At 38.4% G+C, this 3,833-nt stretch carries 2 protein-coding genes; both read right to left on the reverse strand.

Annotated elements, in window-relative coordinates:
- On the reverse strand, window positions 1-3,283 hold a 3,283-nt coding region (locus BM090_RS17960), incomplete at its 3' end, for a CARDB domain-containing protein (RefSeq protein WP_143084049.1).
- Window positions 3,284-3,542: 259 nt separating this feature from the next.
- Window positions 3,543-3,833 (reverse strand): T9SS type A sorting domain-containing protein (locus BM090_RS17965; protein ID WP_143084048.1); only part of this gene is annotated, 291 nt, incomplete at its 5' end.

The following is a 3,833-nucleotide window of genomic DNA, read 5'->3' on the forward strand; positions in this document are numbered from 1 at the left end:
TACCACAAGCTCCACTTGGTGCAAGAATAGATGTTATACCTACATTGTTAGGAACAAGAGCTTCTATTTGAATATCATCTACTAATATGTAATAAGAGCTATTGCTGTAACTAGTTCCTTCTGTGGCGAATAAACCAATTTGTATTTCTTGTCCAACAAAGGCGGTAAGAGGTACCACAAACTCTGTTTTTTCTAAAACAGTAGGTGCATTAGCTGCTGTTACGCTATAAATGGTTTGCCATGTAGCACCACAGTCATTGGTTATTCTTACACTTACAGAGTCGTCGATGTCCATTGTAGCCACTGCGCTTGTATTACTCGACTGGCGTAATGCTAGTTTGAAAGACAAGCCATCGGATGTATTAACATTATACAAAGGACTTACAAGCCATCCATTACCTAAAGCACTAAATGAACTAACGTAGAAAGATGCGACAGTATCATTAGGATAAAAAGTATCCGTCCATGCAGTAGGATTGCTAGTCCAAGAAGAGGTTGTACCCGTAGGTTTAGCTTGGCCAGTTGCTTCGCTCCATCCAGGAAACTTTGTATTTAAATTAGCACCAGTAAAGCCATTAAAGTTTACACTAACAAATGCTCCAGCACCAATTTTTGTAACTACAGAAGAAACTGCATCATTGGTTGTTTCCATATCTCCCGCTAACACTGTTTTTGCTTCAATGCTATAGTTGCCAGGAGTGGAAAGGTTGACAGTTACAGGAAACGTGAAGTTGGCAGTTGCGCCAGGTGCTAAAACGTCTGTATAAGTTGTAGTAACAGGAGTTCCACCATTGATAGCATATTGAACAGGAATATTAGATTGTGGAGATGTTCCAAAATTACGGATTTTGACAGTAATAGGCGTGTTACCTGAAAGACCGCAATTACCAACAGGGGATACTATTTGCGTAATGCCTGTGTTGTTAGGAAATAAGGTTATCAATTGTATATCATCCAGTATTATCCAGTAGTCTTCGATGTCGTCCAAAGAACCTTCTGTGGCAAAGAATCCTACTTTAATTTCTTGTCCAAAATAGGGATAAACAGGCATAGAAAACTCTGTTTTTTCAAGAGCAGTAGGTGCATTGGCTGCCGTAATGCTATACACAGTTTGCCAAGTCGCACCGCAGTCTGTAGTTACTTTAACGTTTAAGGAGTCGTCAGAACCCATTGCAGAGATAACACTAGTGTTGCTATAACTTCTGAGTGCCAATTTAAAACTTATGGCATTAGCTTCTGTAGGAACAAATAAAGGGCTGTAAATCCACTCTTTTTTGCCAGTAGTATAAAGATTGACAGCCGCGACAGTATCATCAGGATAAAAAGTGTTAGTCCATGCAGCAGGGTTGCTGGTCCAGCCAGAGGTTATATTTGTTGGTTTGTTTTGACCCTGACCTTCAGCCCAACCTGGAAATATACTTCCGAGATTATCTCCAGTGTATCCTCCAAAATCAACCGAGTTTAACACATAAGGTTGAATTTTGATAGAAGAACCTGATGCCGCATCATTGTTTGCATCAACATCACCTACAAGTAGCGTCTTGGCTTCTATTAAATAAGTACCAGGAGTAGATAAGTTAGCAGAAGTGGGGAAAGTAAAATTAACCTCCGCTCCAGGATCTAAACTTGTGGTATAAGTAGCAGTTACAGGAGTACCTCCATTGATCGTATATTGTACAGGAATGTTTGACTGAGCTGCTGTACCAAAGTTTTTGATTCGAACAATTACAGGAGTACTAGCAGAAAGACCACAACTTCCTACAGGAGATATGATTTTAGTAACACCAACATTGTTAGGAGCTAGCGTCAAGACATTTATATCATCAAGTATTAACCAATAATCCTCAGAGTCATCATTTGTACCTTCTGTGGCAAAGAATCCTATTCTAATTTCTTGTCCTGCATAGGCAGAAAGGGGGAAAGAAAATTCTGTTTTTTCAAGAACCGTAGGTGCATTAGCTGCGGTAATGCTGTAAATTGTATGCCAAGTAGCTCCACAGTCCGAAGTAACTCTTATGTTTAGTGAATCATCAGAACCCATAGCGGAAACAGCACTAGTATTACTATACTCTCTTAATGCTACTTTAAAAGAGATCGCTCCAGCACTTACAGGAGTAAACATTGGACTGTAAATCCATTCTTTTTTGCCAGTAGTATAAAGATTGACAGCTGCGACAGTATCATCAGGATAAAACGTGTTAGTCCATGCAGTAGGATTGCTGCCCCAGTTAGAGGAATTTCCCGTAGGCTTTGCCTGACCACTGCCTTCATTCCAACCTGTAAATACGGTGTTTAAATTATCACCAGTATATCCACCAAAATCTACATTACTAATATTGGCAGAGGGTATCTTTGTTACAGAATAATTTTTTAATGTATCATCTGCCGTAGATGCATCGCCAGACATTGCAGTCCAAAACTTAAATACATACGTTCCTGGAGTACCCAAGTTAGCATTCGTAGGGAAAGTATAGTTCGCAGTAGCACCAGAAGCTAATGTACCTGTAAATGAACCAGCTACCGCAGCACCACCATTTATACTATAAAAAACTGGGATGGTTACGTTATTTTGTGCAGCCGTTCCGTTGTTACGAATAACAATGGAAACTGGAGTGCTTGCACTGAGGTTACAAGAACCTTTAGGAGACAGTACACTACTTACTCCTACACTATTAGGAGCAGAAGTCGCAAAATTTATACGAATATTAGGGCGAGATGATGAGGTATATCCCGAATAAATAGATTCAGCATAATCATCATACCAATATTGATACTGAGTGTCGCTTGTAGTGGAATGCCTAAATTGTTTGGCTGTACCACTAGGTTCTACGCCCATACCACCTGCACTATTTTTTACTAAAATTTCTAAATTACTGCCGTTATTGTAGGCAAATGGGCTTGTTAGTGTAATGGTAACCCAATCATCTGCAATAAAGTTATCGGAAGTAATCGTCCCACTCCAAACTAATGTAGCACCAGACTGTGCGTCTGAAATTGTTGAGGCCGAAATACTAGTGTTGGAGGATTGTTTGAAGTAAACTTCGACGGGAGAATCTGCTGGAGAATCTGTTGAATTTAGGTAAAAGCTAATAGCTGTGATATTACCGCTAAAGCCAATTTCAGAACTTGTGTAAAGCATGTGGGAGCATTCATATCCATACCATCCACTTAGGGGTCTTCTGTTATTGAAGTCGTTGCTGTTGTCTGCTGGAATGACTACCTGTTGAGCAATGCTAAGTTGTACAGATAATAACACCCAAAAGAAAGTAAGTAATTTTTTCATTTGTTAGTTAAGTTAAAGGTAAAACAAAATATTTTAGGCTATTAAGTTACTCTATGCAAATTGTCTTTCCAAGTTTAATTATCTTTTTGATATATAATTTTAATTTTTACAATTTCAACAGAATTTTATTTTGTTTTTATCAAATATTCTTTTCTTGTAAGTAAGTAATAATGAGTGCTATTAGACATATAGTATAAACAAAAAAAGCCCGACCGTTTTGAAGCGGTCGGGCTTTTGAGTCAATTATATAAGTTAAAACTTATTGTTGAATAGACACTTTTCCTACGAAACGTTGGCCTTCTACTTCTAAGTTTAACAAATACATTCCAGTAGGTAAACCTTCTGTTTCTACCTCTACAACTTGTCCTCCATTTAAACCATGGTAAGATCCTTCATACACTTTTTGGCCTGTAGTGCTATACAAACGAACGATCGCTTCTTTACCTTCTACATTAGCCAAATCTATTTTGAATGAACCTTTGTTAGGGTTAGGATAAATCGCCACAGATTTAGCTTTTACTTCTTTCACTCCAACAGGAGTAATCGCAAA

The sequence above is a fragment of the Flexibacter flexilis DSM 6793 genome, from assembly GCF_900112255.1.
Lineage (GTDB): Bacteria > Bacteroidota > Bacteroidia > Cytophagales > Flexibacteraceae > Flexibacter > Flexibacter flexilis.